The organism is Arthrobacter sp. MSA 4-2, assembly GCF_016405885.1.
Classification (GTDB): Bacteria; Actinomycetota; Actinomycetes; order Actinomycetales; family Micrococcaceae; genus Arthrobacter_D.
The window spans coordinates 1-14,637 of record NZ_JAEKGC010000009.1; the positions used below are offsets into that span (position 1 = coordinate 1).

Annotated in this window: 19 protein-coding genes; 8 read left to right on the top strand and 11 right to left on the bottom strand. The window is 69.7% G+C overall.

Translation table 11 applies throughout. From position 1 onward, the window contains the following. The coding region (locus tag I6N91_RS11060; protein ID WP_198812620.1) for a DUF222 domain-containing protein at nucleotides 1–1,010 on the bottom strand (1,010 nt) is incomplete at its 3' end. 315 nt (nucleotides 1,011–1,325) lie between these two features. On the opposite strand from I6N91_RS11060, the gene I6N91_RS11065 reads away from it, so the two are divergent. From I6N91_RS11065 to I6N91_RS11075, 3 genes are read left to right on the top strand one after another with little or no spacing between them, the layout of a single operon-like run. Continuing rightward, nucleotides 1,326–1,745 carry a hypothetical protein gene (locus tag I6N91_RS11065; protein WP_198812621.1) on the top strand — a complete coding sequence of 140 codons (420 nt, stop codon included), beginning with the start codon at nucleotides 1,326–1,328 and terminating at the stop codon, nucleotides 1,743–1,745. Continuing rightward, complete coding sequence (locus I6N91_RS11070) at nucleotides 1,742–1,921, top strand: hypothetical protein (protein ID WP_133402460.1); 180 nt, start codon at nucleotides 1,742–1,744, stop codon at nucleotides 1,919–1,921. Before I6N91_RS11065 ends, I6N91_RS11070 begins: the two co-directional genes overlap by 4 nt. Before the next feature lie 52 nt (nucleotides 1,922–1,973). Beyond that, nucleotides 1,974–2,564, top strand: a complete 591-nt coding sequence (locus tag I6N91_RS11075) for a GNAT family N-acetyltransferase (protein WP_198812622.1) — start codon at nucleotides 1,974–1,976, stop codon at nucleotides 2,562–2,564. A 75-nt stretch (nucleotides 2,565–2,639) separates the two neighbouring features. Here the strand turns inward: I6N91_RS11075 and I6N91_RS11080 are convergent, their stop codons facing one another. Beyond that, complete coding sequence (locus I6N91_RS11080) at nucleotides 2,640–3,182, bottom strand: TetR/AcrR family transcriptional regulator (protein ID WP_198812623.1); 543 nt, start codon at nucleotides 3,180–3,182, stop codon at nucleotides 2,640–2,642. Between the two features lie 53 nt (nucleotides 3,183–3,235). Between I6N91_RS11080 and I6N91_RS11085 the strand changes: the two genes are divergently transcribed. Both I6N91_RS11085 and I6N91_RS11090 read left to right on the top strand, forming a co-directional pair. Next, on the top strand, nucleotides 3,236–3,820 hold the full coding sequence (locus tag I6N91_RS11085; protein ID WP_233091765.1) for a DUF2231 domain-containing protein: 585 nt from the start codon (nucleotides 3,236–3,238) through the stop codon (nucleotides 3,818–3,820). Between the two features lie 83 nt (nucleotides 3,821–3,903). Then, nucleotides 3,904–4,443, top strand: a complete 540-nt coding sequence (locus I6N91_RS11090) for a GNAT family N-acetyltransferase (protein ID WP_198812624.1) — start codon at nucleotides 3,904–3,906, stop codon at nucleotides 4,441–4,443. On the opposite strand, the gene I6N91_RS11095 is transcribed toward I6N91_RS11090, so the two are convergent. Next, complete coding sequence (locus I6N91_RS11095; RefSeq protein ID WP_198812625.1) at nucleotides 4,399–4,686, bottom strand: hypothetical protein; 288 nt, start codon at nucleotides 4,684–4,686, stop codon at nucleotides 4,399–4,401. The genes I6N91_RS11090 and I6N91_RS11095 overlap by 45 nt on opposite strands. 6 nt (nucleotides 4,687–4,692) lie before the next feature. Continuing rightward, nucleotides 4,693–4,920, bottom strand: coding sequence for a hypothetical protein (locus I6N91_RS11100; RefSeq protein ID WP_198812626.1), 228 nt, complete (start codon nucleotides 4,918–4,920; stop codon nucleotides 4,693–4,695). 92 nt (nucleotides 4,921–5,012) lie between these two features. Here I6N91_RS11100 and I6N91_RS11105 point away from each other — a divergent pair, with 92 nt between their 5' ends. After that, nucleotides 5,013–5,666: a hypothetical protein gene (locus tag I6N91_RS11105; protein WP_198812627.1), complete on the top strand. Its 654-nt coding sequence runs from the start codon at nucleotides 5,013–5,015 to the stop codon at nucleotides 5,664–5,666. A gap of 6 nt (nucleotides 5,667–5,672) precedes the next feature. Here the strand turns inward: I6N91_RS11105 and I6N91_RS11110 are convergent, their stop codons facing one another. Both I6N91_RS11110 and I6N91_RS11115 read right to left on the bottom strand, forming a co-directional pair. Beyond that, on the bottom strand, nucleotides 5,673–6,101 hold the full coding sequence (locus I6N91_RS11110; protein ID WP_198812628.1) for a RidA family protein: 429 nt from the start codon (nucleotides 6,099–6,101) through the stop codon (nucleotides 5,673–5,675). A gap of 47 nt (nucleotides 6,102–6,148) precedes the next feature. Then, nucleotides 6,149–6,934 (bottom strand): ZIP family metal transporter, encoded by a 786-nt coding sequence (locus I6N91_RS11115; protein ID WP_233091773.1) that lies wholly within the window; start codon nucleotides 6,932–6,934, stop codon nucleotides 6,149–6,151. Nucleotides 6,935–7,259: 325 nt separating this feature from the next. Between I6N91_RS11115 and I6N91_RS11120 the strand changes: the two genes are divergently transcribed. Together I6N91_RS11120 and I6N91_RS11125 are read left to right on the top strand one after the other, a co-directional pair. Beyond that, nucleotides 7,260–8,414 carry a N(5)-(carboxyethyl)ornithine synthase gene (locus tag I6N91_RS11120; protein ID WP_198812630.1) on the top strand — a complete coding sequence of 385 codons (1,155 nt, stop codon included), beginning with the start codon at nucleotides 7,260–7,262 and terminating at the stop codon, nucleotides 8,412–8,414. Further along, nucleotides 8,407–8,850, top strand: coding sequence for a hypothetical protein (locus I6N91_RS11125; RefSeq protein WP_198812631.1), 444 nt, complete (start codon nucleotides 8,407–8,409; stop codon nucleotides 8,848–8,850). Before I6N91_RS11120 ends, I6N91_RS11125 begins: the two co-directional genes overlap by 8 nt. Before the next feature lie 19 nt (nucleotides 8,851–8,869). On the opposite strand, the gene I6N91_RS11130 is transcribed toward I6N91_RS11125, so the two are convergent. The 5 genes from I6N91_RS11130 to I6N91_RS11150 all read right to left on the bottom strand — a co-directional run bounded on the left by I6N91_RS11130 (nucleotide 8,870) and on the right by I6N91_RS11150 (nucleotide 14,621). Beyond that, nucleotides 8,870–9,613: a GAF and ANTAR domain-containing protein gene (locus tag I6N91_RS11130; protein ID WP_198812632.1), complete on the bottom strand. Its 744-nt coding sequence runs from the start codon at nucleotides 9,611–9,613 to the stop codon at nucleotides 8,870–8,872. 91 nt (nucleotides 9,614–9,704) lie between these two features. Further along, nucleotides 9,705–10,955 carry a kynureninase gene (locus tag I6N91_RS11135; protein ID WP_198812633.1) on the bottom strand — a complete coding sequence of 417 codons (1,251 nt, stop codon included), beginning with the start codon at nucleotides 10,953–10,955 and terminating at the stop codon, nucleotides 9,705–9,707. Nucleotides 10,956–10,964: 9 nt separating this feature from the next. After that, entirely contained in the window at nucleotides 10,965–11,963 is a 999-nt protein-coding gene (locus tag I6N91_RS11140; protein WP_198812634.1) for a MaoC/PaaZ C-terminal domain-containing protein, read from the bottom strand. Next, a complete protein-coding gene (locus tag I6N91_RS11145; protein ID WP_198812635.1) occupies nucleotides 11,960–13,303 on the bottom strand; it encodes a 3-oxoacyl-ACP reductase in 1,344 nt (447 codons plus the stop codon). Before I6N91_RS11145 ends, I6N91_RS11140 begins: the two co-directional genes overlap by 4 nt. 1 nt (nucleotide 13,304) lies before the next feature. Then, nucleotides 13,305–14,621: an acetyl-CoA C-acetyltransferase gene (locus I6N91_RS11150; RefSeq protein ID WP_198812636.1), complete on the bottom strand. Its 1,317-nt coding sequence runs from the start codon at nucleotides 14,619–14,621 to the stop codon at nucleotides 13,305–13,307. Between the last annotated feature and the right edge of the window lie 16 nt (nucleotides 14,622–14,637).

Genomic DNA, 14,637 nt, shown 5'->3' on the forward strand with positions numbered 1-14,637 from the left:
GGGTCGATGGGCCCGTAGCCTTCGAGCTCGCCGGGGGCGTCGTCGACGTCGAGGAGGGTCAGCACCGGGACGGTGACATGCACCTGGGCCTGGATCCCGTTCCAGCCGTAGGGCCCAACCGGCCGGCCCGGAACCGCACCCGCACCGGCGGCACCCACACCGGCATCGGCGGGGAGGGAAGCGGTGCCGGTGTTTGCGGGGCCGGTGTTTGCGGGGCTGGGGCAGGTGTGGGTGAGCAGGTCGGTGAGGGCATCGGTGCGCAGCTGGGCCAGGGTCCGGGTCTCCTCGGGGCACTGCAGCGCCCGGGAGAGCCGGGTGAGGCGCCCGTCGATGGCCACGGCCTTGTCCGCCGGGAGGTACACGTTCAGCCAGGCCATGCCGTCGTCGTCGGGGTGGAAGTCGACCCGGCGGTTCTTCCGGGCCGATTGAGTCCGGTCGCTGATGGTCTCCGGGTGCATTTGTGCGCGCAGCCGGCGGGCCCGGTAGGCCAGTTTCGCGGCGGTGGTGTCCTGGGCGACGGGCAGGAGCTGTTGTTCGAAGTAGGGCAGGGCGAAGCCGGGCAGGCCGGCGCACTCCTGGACCAGGGTGGCCGCGTGCCGCCAGGAGATGGCCCCGGACTCCAGGGCCGTCAGGGTTGCCGGGAGGTGCCCGGTGAGCACGAAGGCGTGCTCGATCAGGGTCCCGGCGGTGCGTTCGGGGATCCGCAGGGCGCAGGCGACCTCGGAGGCGGCCAGGGCATCGGCCAGGGACCCGGCCTGCATCCCGCGCTCCTGGAGGCGTTCTGCGGTGAGGGTCCGGACCCGCTCGGTGAACCTCACGGTCTGGGCCTCGGCCCAGTTCTTCAGCCGCGCCAGCGCCTCCAGCCCGCCGATCGCCTCATCCAGCCCGGCGGTCTCCGGCGTCGGGCCGGTCAGGAACCCGGCACCCAGGATGTCCGCGGCGGCCTCAAGCCACCCGGGGTCCTGCGCCGTGGGATCCACCCCCGGATCCGGGATTCCTGCCCTCTCCATGACCCAAGGATCTCACCCGCCTCTGACATTCCTCGGCCGGAAAACCAACCGGAAAACCACCCGGGAAACCAGCCGAACCGCCCGACTTCAAGGCGGCACCACTGGCCCGCAGATCAGCAGGGAAGCCAGCCCGGACAATAAGGCGGCAACACTGCTGACAGTCGACAATCGGGTGGAGAACCCGCCGGAAAACCAGCGCGGGAGCCGAAGTTCGCCGCAGACGGATGACCGGCTCGGTAGGCGGTCATCACCACTCCCGGAGGGTGCCGTCGGGCCATCGACGGTGGCGTCGCCGCGCCCAGTTAGGCTGGGAACATGCTGCCGTCCGCTACGACCCCGCCCGATCCCGTCAGGGTCGACATCGTCTCCAACGGCACACCCTGGTGGGAGGTGGTCAGCTCATTCGGGCCGCTGGCGATCCTCCTGACGGCGGTCATCACCGGAGTGTTCGCGTGGCGGAACGTGCGGGACCGCCGGGAGGCGGACCAGCGCTCACAGTGGTGGGCGCGGGCCGAATGGGCACTTGATGCCGCAATGTCGGAGGACCCTCCGCGCCAGGAGATCGGACTGGGCGTCCTGGACAGCCTCGCCGCCAGCGATCTCGCCGGCCCCGAGGAGGTCGCGATCCTCGAGGTCGTCTGGGCGCGGTTTCTCCCGTCGGAAGTGGACGGGGTTGACGGCGTGGGAGAGAATGGAGCAGCAGGGGAACCGATTGTGGAGGAGGCAGGGCAATGAGCGCAACCGCAAGCCGCAATGTGAACGCAGGACGCCGCCAGCCCGCCGACCACCCCGCCCAGGGCGACGAGCAGCGGGTCCGGATCCGTGCGGCACGCCTGCGGCTGACCACCGACCGGAAGCTGGGCAAGGAAACGCCCTCCTGGGTGAAGCAGCTGGCGAAAAAGCCGCTGTAGGACGCACCTCCGGGCGAACCGGGCAGCACGTCGGCTGTGCTTGGATGATTCCATGGCTTTCAAACCCCTGACGTTTACCGGTTCCCGCGTTGTTCTCGAACCCCTCGCCCACCGCCATTACCAGGGGCTGGTCGATGCCGTCCGTGACGGTGAGCTGTGGAAGCTCTGGTACACGAGCATTCCCTCCCCCGAAGGCATGGCGGAGGAAATCGACCGTCGGCTTGCACGTCAGGCGGAAGGGGAAATGCTCCCTTTCGCAACTCTGGACGCGCGGACCGGCGAGGTGCTGGGGATGACGACCTTCTGCGACATCGACAGGGCGACGCCGCGCGTGGAGATCGGCTACACCTGGAACCGGCTGTCGACCCAGCGGACAGGGACCAACGCCGAAAGCAAGCTCCTGCTGCTGACCCACGCCTTCGAAACCGAGGGCTGTGCCTCCGTGACCTTCACCACCCACTGGCACAACCTCCAGTCGCGGGAAGCCATCGCCCGGCTGGGGGCCCGCCAGGACGGCGTACTCCGGGCCCACAGCCGCATGGCCGACGGCACCCTGCGGGACACCGTCGTCTTCTCGATCACCGCCCCCGAGTGGCCGGCGGTCGCCTCCGGTCTCCGGCACCGCCTCGAGCGCGCCCGCTGACCCCTTCAGGCCGGACGGCGGTCCGCTGGCCCGCGCGTCGCACCCGCTCCCAGGGCAGCCGCCTTGGCATCGCCGTCAGTCGAGGGCAGCGGCCACCACGAAGCTGAACACCGGACGCGGGTCGGTTTCGTCGTGCCGGGCGATGCGGTGCAGCAGGAGACCCTCGAAGCAGGCCATCACCGCTGCGGCGGAGGTACGTGGATCCCGAGCGCCCAGCCCCACGAGGGCCGGCAGCAGAGCGGACTCCATGGCGGCCCGGCCCCGCACGACGGCGTCCCGGATGGCGGGATCGTGGCCCGCCTCCATGAACAGGGCCAGACGTGCCGCCGTCAGGGTCCGGTTGGCGCCGCTCGTCTGCTCGAACAGGAGGCAGAGCCCGTCGACGAATTCGGCCGTGGAGCCCGGAGAGAACTGCGGGCCGTACGCATCAAGTTCCCTCTCCACGATGCGGTCCACAACGCCCGCCAGCAGCGCCCGGCGGGTCCGGAAGTAGTTGGAGGTCGATCCCCGAGGCAGCCCCGCCCGTTCATCGACCCGGGCATGTGTCAGCGCGCGCAGTCCGGAGGAACCCAGGAGGTCGACGGCAGCGTCGAGGGCGCGGAAACGGAGGGGTTGCATGAACCCACTATAAACATAGTGACTTTCCACTATGAACGTAGTAGCCTGCTTCCATGTCATCCGATGCGATGCATCTCCCCCAGCCGGACTCATTCAACGCTGGCGACCCGGGGGCGTCGAACTCCGGACTGTACCCCCGGCTTCTCGGGGCGCTTGAGCACGCAGGCGGCCTGGACCGGTACGTCGACGCCGCTGCCCCCGCAGCCCAGCGCCTCATCGTCCGCGAGCGCGCACGCCGGCTCTTCCACGGCGACACCACGGGCATACCCCTGCACATCATCGTCAAGGACCTTCCGTTCGGCGCATGGTTCATGGCGCAGTTCCTCGACCTGTTTCCCGATCCCGGCTCACGGCAGGCAGCCACCCGGCTGGTAGCGCTCGGGCTCGCCTCCTCCGGGGCGGCGGGGATCACCGGCTGGGCTGAGTGGGCGATGGCCGACCGGCCCACTCGCCGGGTGGGAATTGTGCACGCGGCAGCCAACGGCATGGCCGTTCTCGTCTTTTTCGGCTCCTGGTGTGCGCGCGTACGGGGCCGGCATGGCATCGGCGTGGGCCTGGGCAGGGTGGGCGGAGCGCTCCTGGTGATCGGCGGCTTCCTTGGCGGCCACATGGGCCGGGGCCGGGCGGCCCGCGCGTAGCGTCCGGTCCCGGGCCTGGATGGACCCCGGCCGGGGCAGCGCACCTCCCACTGTCGTACGTGTGCTGCCCATAGGCTCCGTCCATGCACATCACCTTGAGGGCCATTGGTTCCGACGATGCCGACGCCGTGGTGGAGTTCCTCGCCTCCAACACCTTCCCCTTCCACGTCCTGACCTCCTCCACCCTCGGCAGCCTCCGCCCCGGTGTGCAGGCGGGCCGCTTCTGGAACGAGGAAACCCAGGGTTACTGGATTGACGATGCCGGACATTGCATCGGCATGGCCGTTCTCCAGGACCTGCGCGATGACACGCCGATGTTCGACCTAGGTCTGGGCGACTCCCACCGCGGACGGGGTGCCGGGACCGCGGCCCTGCGGGCGCTGTGTGCGCTGGTGTTTACCTCCATGCCGGACATCGTCCGCTTCGAGGGCCAGACGCGCGAGGACAACATCGCCATGCGCAGGACTTTCCTGCGTGCCGGTTTTCTCAAGGAGGCGCACTACCGTCTGGGGTGGCCGACCGCTGATGGAGGGAGGCTGGCCTCCGTGGCGTATTCGATCCTCCGGCAGGACTGGGAGTCAAACACCGTGACGCCGCTCGACTGGGATGACCTCCTCGACTGAAACAACGCCGTCGGCTGGCTCTGGACCGACGTCCAAGGCCAGGTCCGGAAGGTGGCCCAGCGCCGGGAGGACCGGTGTCCGGGCCACCGTCAGGAGGGCATCGAGGACCAGCCCACCTCGTCGGGCTGCCAGGCGGGGGTGGCGTCCGTCCACGTCGGTGAGCACGAGGGCGATCCATTCGCCGTCGTCGAAGGTGCCGATCAGGGACGCTGTGGGCAGGGTCCCTGGCAGGACGGCGGTCACCGCTGCTTACTTCCGGCGGATCCCCGGTGAGGCGGCGTTCAGGGCCGGGCCCACCGCCTTGACGAACGCCCGCCGGCCGGTGGGGGTCACCACCCGGTCCGCGCTGCCGGGAGAGAATCCTCCCTGCTGGCCGGCGAACTCGGCCATGGGCTCCCCAAGGACTCCTTCGACGCCGGCCCGGACGTGCGCGGGCAGGTCCATCCAGCCGATCCGGGGGCTCCACTGTGGCTGCATGCGCCTCATTATGCCTGCCAGTTCTTGGCGGGTGGGCACTGTCGCCGCGTGGCATCGCCGGCAGCCCCCCGACGGGGGACTACGTTGTGCTGATGGGGTTGGAAGCGGAGGCGTTCTACATCGACGGGCGGCGGACCGGCGCGTTGGTGCGTGAGACCGGAGGCGGCGCACTCCGGACCACGGTCGCGTTTCTGCTCCCGGACGGACACCTTGTTCACCTAACCCAGGAGACACGGTATGGGAGCGATGTCCTCGGCTGGACCTCATACAGCTATGTGGACCACGGCTCCGACGTCGATATCACCGGAGTCCCCGCTGATGACGCGGGCGGGGCAGCCCACCGTTCGATTCCGAGCTATGCAGCACACCTGCTCCTGGTGCAGGCACTGCGGGCGGGGAAGGATCGGGTGGCATTCAGCCAGTTCATTGAGGACGGCGACGGGACGGCCCTTGGCGCGGTCTTCGCCGTGCGGGGGCGGGAAACGGTCGAGACGCCGTGGGGCCGGCAGGAGGCACTGAAGGTCCTGCTGGAGGTCGAGGGGGAGCCGCGGAACACGTTCTGGTGGGACGGGGACAGGGTCGTCAGAACCGACTGGCAGGGAGGCACCTCCTATGCGGCCCACGACCTGCCCCTTCTCCTCAGTGGGCTCGATGCGAGGGTGCGGTCCGCTCTGGACGCCGCACTGTCTCCGCCGGCGCGGGCGGAACGCGGGACTGGCGGCGGCGGAACTGGCGCCCCAAAGTGATGCAGGTCAGGGGGCAGGTGCCGGGGTATCCGGGACCGGAAGGGCAGCGATGGCCTCGACCTCCACCAGCTGGTCCGGGTATCCAAGCACCGCGACGCCGAGAAGCGTACTCGGCACGTCCCGGTCCCCCATCCTTGCCCGGACGACGTTCCAGACCTCGGCCAGATCCTCACGGTCGCTCGATGCCACAAAGACTGTTGTCTTAGCCAGATGGGAGAAGTCAGCGCCACCGGCGGCGAGCGCCAGGAGAAGGTTGTCCATCACCTTGGCCGCCTGCCCCCGGTAGTCGCCGACGGCCGCCGTCGATGCGTCGAGATTCAGCGGACACGCCCCGGCAGTGAAGATCAGGTGCTCCCTGGTGGGCACCCGTGCCGCCGCCGCATATTGGGCTCCCGTATAAAGCATCGAGCTGCGCAGGAAGGTGGTTTCGCTCATCGCCCTACAGTACAAGTGCCTCCGGAGGGCCGGACCCGCCCGAAACCTCACATGAGGGAGAGCACGAAGGAAAGCAGGAAACCCGCGGCGGTGCTCAGCGCCACGGCGGGCCCGCCGTTCTCATAGGCCTCGGGCATCAGGGTGTCGGCCAGTGAAGCGATCACCGCGCCGGCGGCAAAGGCAAGCGGAATGGAGATGGTCTCGGGGTTGCTGCCCGACAGCGGTCCTGCCCCAATGAGGACGGCGATCACCAGCAGCGCCGCACACGCAACCCACAGGCCGACGATCGCGGCCGAGGCCTTTCCTTGGTCGCGCATCGAGGACGCACCAACCAGGGCCTCCGGGAAGTTCGAAACGAAGATGGCGGCAAGCAGGGCCAGCCCACCGGTCCCCTCCCCCAGGGCGACGCCCAGGGCGACATTCTCGGGCACGCCGTCGAGGGTCACCGCCGCCAGCAGCGCCATGCCCGCGGCACCCTTCGTCGAGGCCTTCGAGGAGGGGCGGTCCTGGGCGGCGGAGTCGGTGTCGAGCTTGGCGCTGCCCTGGTATTCGTCCGCCGGGGTGTCCTGCGACCCGGCCTGGGCCCAACGGTCGAGCAGCGCACTCAGGACCGTGAAGACGATGGCCCCCGCGGCGAGCCCGATCGCGGCCCGCCAGATCCCGCCGTGCTCAAACGCATCCTCGAAGAGCTCGAAGGCCAGTGCAGTGATGAGCGAACCGGCGGCGAAGGACAGGAGGATGGCCAGCAGCCGCTTCGGAAGGTCGAAACGCACTCCGATGAGCGCCCCCATCACCAGGGCGCTCGATGCCACGACACCGAACAGGAGCGACATTGCCACACCGAAAGTATAGAAGCCGCCCACAGAAGCGGTAGGGCGCACACCTATTGACTTCCGGGGAGGATCGGGGCTACCGGACGGCTGCGGCCGGTTCGGCAGGCATCGAAGGCTCCCCTACCCGGGTTGCCCGGAGGAAGGGTGAAGGGCCACGCCCTGCTGGGTGTAGTGTCAACGCACGGAACCCCCTGGTTCCTCCTAGGGAGCAACGATGATCCAGACCTGCCCACATTCGGTCCCACTGACGCCCTGCACCCCGTCCCCACCGGGAACACGGGATCCGGCGTCGGCGGCCCCCGCCCGACTCGGGAGGGCGTAAACCATGACGGACCTGCGCCTTGGTGTCCTCGCCCTCTCCAGCAAGCCGGATGAACGCCGGCTTCCCCTCCACCCTCACCACTTCGAACGCATCGACGCCGCGGTCCGCGGGCGGATGCGCGTCGAGCAGGGCTACGGTGCCCAGTTCGGGCTCTCCGATGCGCAGTTGGAGCCGCTGGTCGGGCCCCTGCTGAGGCGCGAGGAGATCATCGCCTCCTCCGACGTCGTTCTCCTTCCCAAGCCGCAGGCGTCCGACCTCGCTTCACTGGCCGACGGTCAGGTCCTCTGGGGATGGCCCCACTGCGTTCAGGATCGTGAGATCACCCAGCTGGCCATCGACAAGCGGCTCACACTGATTGCCTTCGAGGCGATGAATCACTGGACGGAGGACGGCGGGTTCTCCCTCCATGTCTTCCACAAGAACAACGAACTGGCAGGGTACTGCTCGGTCCTGCACGCGCTGCAGCTCTCCGGCCTCACCGGGGACTACGGCCGGCGGCTCACCGCGGCCGTCATCGGCTTCGGAGCCACCGCCCGTGGCGCCGTCACCGCCCTGAACGCCCACGGCATCAGCGACGTGCAGATCCTGACGAACCGGGGCGTGGCGGCCGTCGGATCACCCATCCACTCGGCCCGCATCGCCCAGATCGAAGCCACCGCCGAGGACCCGCAGCTGAGCGAGGTCCTCGCTGAGGATGGCCGGCTGCCCCTGGCCCCCTACCTAGCCCGCTATGACCTGGTGGTGAACTGCACCCTGCAGAACCCCAACGCGCCGCAGATGTACCTCCGAGAAGCCGACCTTCCCCTGTTCTCCAGTGGCAGCCTCATTATCGATGTCTCCTGTGACCGGGGCATGGGCTTCAGCTGGGCCCGGCCCACCTCGTTCGCCGAACCGATGTTCGAGGTCGGGGACCACGTCCGCTACTACGCCGTCGACCACACCCCGTCCTATCTGTGGGACTCGGCCACCTGGGAGATCAGCGAGGCGCTGCTGCCGTTCCTCGGCCCGGTGTTGGAGGGGCCGGAGGCCTGGGATGCCAACGAGACGCTGAGGCGCGCCATTGAAATCCGGGACGGAGAGGTAATCAACCCGGCCATCCTCGACTTCCAGGGCCGCGGCGCCCAATACCCGCACCAGGTCCTCGCGGGACGTGGCTGACCCGGGGCCGGAACCCGCGCCGGGTCAGCAGGACAGGCCCATCGGCTGGTGGCTCAAGGAGGCCGACCGACGGCTCGACGGCGCCTTCGACCGGGCCCTCGAGGGACATGGAAGCGACCGCCGGACATGGCAGGTGCTCGCCTCCCTGGCGAGGCGGCCTGAAAGCCCTGCCCGCCTGGTTGACCTGCTGAGCCCCTTCGATCCGCCGGCCGTCATCTCGGGCGTCATCGCCGATCTGACGGAGCGCGGCCTGGTGGAGGAAGCCGCCGGTCTGCTGCGCTTGACGGAGGCCGGCCGGCACGTGCACAAGGCACTTAGCGGGCCCGTCGCCGACGTGCGGCGGCAGGTCAGCGAGTCGCTGCCCGGTGGGGACTACTCCACCCTCCTGCGTCTGCTGGGCCGGCTCACCGAAGGCCTGGCGGGAAGGTCCGACTGAGCCGGCCGCCGTGGCGCGGCTAGAGCTCGAAGTGGGTCTTCGGCGTGGACTTTCCGGTGGAGGCCACAATGGCGGTGGCGATGTCCCGCAGCTTCATGTTCCGGGTGTTCGAGGCCGACTGGATGATGCCGAACGCCTCATCCTGGCTGCAGCGGTTCTGGCCCATGATGATCCCCACGGCGAGGTCGATGGTGGTCCGTGACTCCATCGCGGTCTTGAGGTCGTTCGCGGATTCGGTCAGCCGGGCGATGCGCACGGCCAGCCGCAGGGCCTTCGACGCCTCGTCCGCGAAGGTTTCGGCCGCGGCGATGGCATCGTCATCGAACGCGTCGACGTGGTCGGAATAGAGGTTCAGCCCCGCGCTTGCGTCGCCCTCAAGCAGGATCGGGACTCCGAGGATCGAGCGGATGCCGTGTTCGGCGATGGCGTCCCGGTAATCCGGGAACCGGGTGTCCCGGGTGATGTCCGGAACGTGGACGAGTTTCTCTTCCCGGGCGGCGCGCAGACAGGGCCCATCCTCGAAGTTGTACTGGATCTCGTCCATGTTCCGGGCGTGCTCGCTGCTGCTGGCCACAGTGCCCGTCCGCTTGGGACGCAGCAGGGTCACACCGCAAAGCATCTCGCCGTGCCGTCCCTCGAGGGTTGCGGCCGCGAGCTTCACCAGCTCCGTCAGGAACTCCTCGACATCGGTGCTGTCGAGCACCATGTCCTGGAGGAGGGTCCCCACCTGCAGGGTGGGTGAATCGCCCTCGTCCTCAGCCATGTCCTTGCCTCCACTTGTCCGCACTGATCAGCCGTCCCTTAAGGACACCCGGCTCCGGTCCGGGCAATAGCCCAACAATAGACCGCCTCGCTCAGCGAGCGACAGGCCCCGCCCCTTCGACAACCATTCTGTCGGCGATGGCGCGGATTCCGACCAATGTCTCCTCGAATAACGTGGTCAGCGGAGACAGGCCCAGGCGGATGCCCGAGGGGTTCCGGTAGTCGGGGATGATCCCCTGCTCCCAGAGGCCTGGCACCATGGTGGCGAACGCCGGATGGTCGATGGTGATGTGGCCGCCGCGCTCGCCCGGTGCGCGCGGCGAGGCCACCACTACTCCGGCGGGGCCCAGGAGGGCGTCGACCGCTTCGATGGCGAAACCGGTCAGGGCCACCGACTTCTCCCGCACCGCCCCGATGCCGGCCTTCTCCAGCACATCGAGCATGTCCTGCAGCGCGAGCATGCCGAGGATGGGCGGAGTGCCGGAGACGATCCTGCGGATCCCCGGCGCCGGCTCATAGGACCCGCCCATGGCGAAGGGGTAGGCGCTGCCAAGCCAGCCCTGGATGGGCTGGTCGAAGGAATCGAGGTGCCGTGCGGCGACGTACGCCCAGGCGGGGGCGCCGGGGCCGCCGTTGAGGTACTTGTAGCTGCAGCCGGCAGCGTAGTCGACTCCCCAGGCATCGAGCTCAAGGGGCACAGAGCCCACCGAGTGGCTCAGGTCCCACAACACCAGGGCCCCGGCGTCGTGAACCACCGAGGTGATGCCGGGAACGTCGGCGGCGTGGGCGGACCGGTACGCCACGTGGCTCAGCACCACAAGGGCGGTCGAGGGCCCGACGACGCCGGCAACGGCCTCCGCGCTCGCCCCGCCGTCGTAGGGAACCTCAAGCCACCGAACGGTGAGCCCGCGCTCGCGGGCGATGGCTTCCATCAGGAACCGGTCGGTGGGGAAATTGTCACGGTCGATGACAATTTCGGTGCGGCCCGGCCTGGCGGAGACGGCGGCACGGGCGAGTTTGTACAGCAGGACGCTGGTGGAATCGGCAACGATGCACTGCCCGGGCGCGGCGCCCAGGACGATGCTCCCCAGCCGGTCACCGATCCGTTCGGGCAGTTCCAGCCAGCCCTCATCCCAGCCGCGGATCAGGCGGGACCCCCACTGGTGCCGGACGAAATCGGCAAGGCTCTGTTCGGTCGCCGCGAGGGGGCGCCCGAGGGAGTTTCCGTCGAGGTAGGCCGCTATGCCGTCGGTTTCGTCGGTGATGAACAGGTCACGGTACCCGGCCAGCGGGTCCTTATCGTCGAGTTCCCGGGCGCGCTGCAGGAGCGGATCGTCAGCCATTGGCCCAGTCTAAGGGGACGCCGGGTCCACCGCCTGCCCCGTAACCCATCCGGTGAAGGACGGCCGCTTCGCGCCGGACGCCCAGCCGGTGACCTCGGTGCGCCGGACCGATCCGCCGGTTGCCTCCCCGGGACGGACGGCGACGGCGAGCGTGCCCGGGAGCAATGCCGGGGAGAGGAAGTTCACGCCCCACGACAGAGCGTCCGGCGCGGCCGGCTCCGCCAGCTCCACCATGCGCGCGGCGAGGTACACCCCGTGCGCGATGGCGCGCTTCATCCCCAACAGCCGTGCGGAGGGCGCGCTCAGGTGGATCGGGTTCCAGTCGCCGGATACGGCGGCGTAGGCCCGTCCGGTGTCGGAGGCCAGGTGCCACTGTGCCGTGGGCACCGGCGGGATGAAGGCGTCTCCGTTCCCCGGCAGGGCAGCGTCCCTCCCGTCGTCAGTGGCCGCCGGGCTCGTCCCCGGGGATCCGTCAGGGAATCCGTCCGGGGAGGGCTCCGGATGTTCCTCCCGGCCGTTGACGGTCCGGACGCCGCGGGCCAGGTAGACCGAGCGGCCCGTCCAGATCCGCTCGCCGTCCACGGACACTTCGGTGACGAGGTCCACCGAGGTCCCGGACCGGTGCGGGCTCAGGTTTTCGGCGTAGGCCACCGACTCAAACTCCTCCCCCACGCGCAGCGCCCGGGTCTGCACCACCGTGTTGCTCAGGTGGACCATTCCCAGCAGCGGGAGCGGGAAGTCCGGGCGGGCCATGACACTCATGGCGACGGGAAAGGCCAGCGTGTGGACGTGAGCCGAGGGAACGGCGTCGCGTGCCGCCTGTCCGACGAGATGCTGGAAGGCGGTGAGCCGCTCCCGGTCCACGGGGCCGCCGGAGGCACGGAGGCGGACCACCGGCAGCGCCGACGCGGCGCTGCGCCGGCCGGCCCGCCGCAGCACGGCGCCGACTACCGCCTGCCGGTACAGCCCCGCCAGCGCCGGCATTGCCGGCAGGACGACCTCGTTCATGCTCCGACCAGATTCTGTCCGCAGACCCGGATGACCTGGCCGTTGATGCCGCCGGCCGGCCCGGAGGCCAGGAACGCGATGGTCTCGGCCACGTCCACCGGCTGCCCGCCCTGCTGCAGGCTACTGAGCCTGCGGGCCGCCTCACGGGTGAGCATTGGCATCTTCGCGGTCATGTCGGTCTCGATGAACCCGGGGGCGACGGCGTTGATGGTGCGTCCGGACCCAGCGAACGCGGCCGCGGTGGCGCGGACCATGCCGATCACCCCTGCCTTCGAGGCGGCGTAGTTGCTCTGTCCGCGGTTTCCCGCGATGCCGCTGGTCGAGGCGAGGCTGATGATCCGGCCCTCGGGCGAGAACACCGGGGAGGCAAGCAGTTCGTCGTTGATGCGCAGCTGCGAGGAGATATTGACCGCGATGACCGCGTTCCACCGTGCCGGGTCCATATTGGCAAGGAGCTTGTCCCGGGTGATTCCCGCGTTGTGCACGAAGATGTCCAGGGTGCCGTGGCGCTCCTTCACGTGGTCCAGGATCCGGGCGGCGGCGTCGGAAGCGGTGATGTCGACCTGGAGTGCCGTTCCCCCGACCCGGTTTGCGACCGCGGCCAGCTGCTCACCTGCCGCGGGCACGTCAACGACGACGACCTTCGCCCCGTCCCGGTGCAAAACCTCGGCGATCTTCGCCCCGATGCCCCGCGCCGCGCCGGTCACCACCGCGGTCCTGCCGGCCAGCGGAGCACCGGCACCGGCCGGCTCCTCCGGCTCGGGCATAGCGGAGACCCGCAGGAACTGGCCGTCGACATAGGCGCTGCGGCCGGAGAGCAGGAACCGCAGGGCCCCCAGGGCCCCGGGGCTGTCCGCCGCCGCCCCGTCCAGAAGCACGATCCCGTTGGCTGTGGCACCGGCCCGCAGTTCCTTGGCGACCGAACGCACGGCGCCGTCCACCCCCTGGCGGGCGGCGGCTGTGGCAGGGTCCGCGGCTTCCTCCGCCGGCCGGCCAAGGGAGACGACCCTCCCGCCGGGCAGAAGGGCCCGGACAGCCGGGCCGAGCTCGAGCAGGGGCGCACCCAGGTCCTCCGGACGCGACACCGCATCGAGGGCAACGACCACCGCGCCGAGCTTCTCCTCCGGGCGCAGGTGCCGGCGGACGTCCTGGTCCCAGCCGAGCAGTGCCTCAGCCAGGGTGTCGGCGCCCGGGCCGCTGCCCAGGACCAGTACCGGGCCGGGGACGAGCGGGTCGCCGGGGGTGTAGCGGCGCAGCACCGCCGGGCGCGGCAGCCCCAGCGTCCTGGCCAGCTTGCCCGGCAGCGGTGTGTTGACGAGGCCGAGGTAGGTATCCGCCACCTCAGCGCGCCTCGAGGATGGCAACGACGCCCTGCCCGCCGGCAGCGCACACGGAGATCAGGCCGCGGCCCGAGCCCTTCTCCGCCAGCGCCTTGGCCAGGGAGGCCACGATCCGCCCGCCGGTGGCGGCGAAAGGGTGGCCGGCGGCCAGTGAGGAGCCGTTGACGTTGAGCTTGGATCGATTGATCTTGCCTAGCGCTCCGTCGAGGCCGAGGCGGGTCCGGCAGAACTCCTCGCTCTCCCACGCGGCGATGGAGCTGAGGACCGTGGAGGCAAAGGCCTCATGGATCTCGAAGAAGTCGAAGTCGTCGAAGTGCAGCCCGTTTCGCTGGAGCAGCCGCGGCATCGCGTAGACGGGGGCCATCAGCAGGCCCTCCTGGCCGTTCACGAAGTCCACAGCGGCGGCTTCGGCGTCGACGACGTTGGCGAGCATCGGCAGGTTGTTGGCCCGCGCGTAGTCCTCCGAGCCGAGCAGGACGACGGCGGCGCCGTCGGTCAGCGGCGTGGAGTTGCCCGCCGTCATGGTGGCCGGCGTATCGAGCCCGGCGCCGAACACGGGCTTCAGCTTCGCCAGCTTCTCCAGCGACGTGTCGGCGCGCAGGTTCGCGTCCCGGGTCAGCCCGCGGTAGGGGGTCATCAGGTCTTCGAAGAACCCGCGCTCGTAGGCCGCGGCGAGGTTGGCATGGCTGGAATAGGCCAGCTCGTCCTGGGCCTCGCGGGTGATACCCCAGGCCGCGGTGGTCAGTGCCTGGTGTTCGCCCATGGAGAGCCCCGTGCGGGGTTCACCCGTGGTTGGGGCGTTCGGTGCCAGGTCCCGGGGGCGCAGCCTGCTGACCGCGGCGAGCTTCTGCTTGGGCGTGCGGGCCCGGGAGAGGTCGAGAAGCACCCGGCGCAGCCCCTCACTGACCACGATGGGCGCGTCGGAGGCTGAATCGACGCCGCCGGCGATGCCGGAGTCGATCTGGCCCAGCTTGATCTTGTTGGCGAGGCCCACAACCGTCTCAAGGCCGGTGGCGCAGGCCTGCTGCAGGTCGTAGGCAGGGGTGTGCGCGGAGAGGGCTGAGCCCAGCACCGCCTCGCGGGTGAGGTTGAAGTCCCGGGAATGCTTGAGGACGGCGCCTGCTGCCACCTCGCCGACGCGTTCGCCCTGCAGGCCGAACCGCGCGACGAGGCCGTCGAGGGCCGCGATGAGCATGTCCTTGTTTGACGAATGGGCGTAGGCCCCGCCCGAGCGCGCAAAGGGAATGCGGTTGCCGCCGATGACGACGGCGTTGCGGACGGTGGTGGTGCCCGCGCCTGCTCCTGGCTGGTTCGACATGAGGGATCTCCTGGTG